2 protein-coding genes are annotated in these 1,909 nt (G+C 42.0%); both read left to right on the top strand.

All coding sequences use genetic code 11. From position 1 onward, the window contains the following. Nucleotides 1-502: 502 nt before the first annotated feature. Nucleotides 503-1,330, top strand: coding sequence for a VIT1/CCC1 transporter family protein (locus HNQ69_RS07120; RefSeq protein WP_183229350.1), 828 nt, complete (start codon nt 503-505; stop codon nt 1,328-1,330). A 162-nt stretch (nt 1,331-1,492) separates the two neighbouring features. Further along, a partial coding sequence (gene dut, locus HNQ69_RS07115; RefSeq protein ID WP_183229349.1) for a dUTP diphosphatase occupies nt 1,493-1,909 on the top strand: 417 nt, incomplete at its 3' end.

Here is a 1,909-nt window from a genome sequence, read left to right as displayed (position 1 = left end):
CATAAAAAGCACATCCGCCCCCTTTCCTCATATGCCCTATAGCTCTCAGAGAAAAACGCTCATAGCCCACCAGAATCTTTTCTCATTCATTGGAACGATTTCTTGACAAAATCGTTAGAGATATGCCAATCTTCACGGCGCCTCGGCAGGGTCACGCGATGCGTCTCTTCAGCCATACCAAACACTGCCGATCGCACTTTCCATAAAAAGCACATCCGCCCCCTTTCCTCATATGCCCTATAGCTCTCAGAGAAAAACGCTCATAGCCCACCAGAATCTTTTCTCATTCATTGGAACAATTTCTTGACAAAATCGTTAGAGTTTTGATCAAATTTTTTCACACACGGTTTTTCTTGCGGACTTATTTTTTCTTTATGCATCAGTTTTATACACCAAAGCTCTTTTTATCACTGTCTTTTTCAATGCTTAAATTTTTTAAGATTGACTTTCGTTTTTTTTATCTTATATCTTAGAACTATTCTAAAGTACAAAGGAACAGAAAATGTTGAGATCTTTTTTTTCATTTGTACAACGTAAAGCTCTGTCCTTTCGTTTAGCACAAAATCTGATAATTCAAGCGCTCAAAGCAAAAGAACGACATGCAGCTCTCTATTTAAAGTACGCAAAAGTGTTAGAGCCTTATTCCTCCAAGGAAGCTGCTGTTTTTACAGCAATGGGCATCCAAGAACTTGAAAATTATAAGCAGCTTCTGTGCCTATCCTGTAGCAACCGCGCAAGAGCGATGGATTCCACAAGAGCCATTGATCCATTGTGTGCTGGACCTTCTCTTGTAAAAAGTAAGCAGCATCATACAAAGCGCCAAGCAAAATCTATCAATGAAACCATAAAAAAGCCATCAAAAGCGCAAAAACAAACGCTTTTAACGTGGATTCAACCTGGTCTTGCAGGGTTGATGGATGGTTCTGTCTCCACGCTTGCACCGATCTTTGCAGCAGCTTTCGCAACAGGTGATACGCACCAAACGTTTTTGATCGGGCTCTCTGCTTCAGTTGGTGCAGGTCTTTCTATGGGTTTCACCGAAGCAGCCCATGATGACGGTAAATTATCAGGGCGTGGTTCTCCCTTTAAAAGAGGCCTTGCCAGCGGTGTTATGACAACACTTGGAGGGCTAGGTCACACGTTTCCTTATTTGATCAACTCTTTTTACGTTGCGACAATTATTGCATTTATTATTGTCTTTTTTGAACTCTGGGCTATAGTTTGGATTCAAAATAAATTCATGTCGACTCCTTTTTGGCGTGCCTCTTTACAGGTTATCATTGGTGGTGCTCTTGTTTTTGCTACGGGCATTCTTATCGGCAGTATATGAAAAAAACTATACAAAATAATCACCGAATACAAAAAACAGGCACTTACTCTCCAAAACAAGCAGAGCATCCCTCTCCCAACCATAGGTTTTTACCAGCTTGTTTTGGCAGAAATCTTTTGTTAGAGTTGTGCTTGTTATTTATATTTTGGAGATGCTTTGACCATGCCCTATACGCACCTGAACCACCAAGAGAACCCTTCTGTGTCGAATGCATCTCCTCACCTTTTACCAAAAGCGACTTTATCAGTCCAATGTCTTGAGCATGGACAAGGTTTAGAACTCCCCCATTACGCTACAGCGGGCTCTGCCGGTCTTGATCTACGCGCCGCACTTGGTGAAAAAGAAACGATTATCCTTAAACCTGGACAGCGTGCACTTATTCCAACGGGTCTTATCTTTCACTTATCGCCTGGTTATGAAGCACAAATCCGTCCACGTTCCGGTTTAGCCTTAAAACACGGCATCACCTGTTTAAACACACCTGGAACAATTGACAGCGATTACCGCGGTGAAGTTAAAGTTCTTCTTATCAATTGTGGGCAAGAAGATTTTTCCATTGAGCGCGGCATGCGCATTGCC

This window comes from Bartonella callosciuri (genome assembly GCF_014203215.1).
GTDB classification, from domain to species: domain Bacteria; phylum Pseudomonadota; class Alphaproteobacteria; order Rhizobiales; family Rhizobiaceae; genus Bartonella; species Bartonella callosciuri.
This window is presented reverse-complemented; position numbering and strand designations above follow the sequence as displayed.

Excerpts from the sequence above, each read along its gene's own strand:
- HNQ69_RS07120 (WP_183229350.1), top strand. The coding sequence starts at position 503 with ATGTTGAGATCTTTTTTTTCATTTGTACAACGTAAAGCTCTGTCCTTT.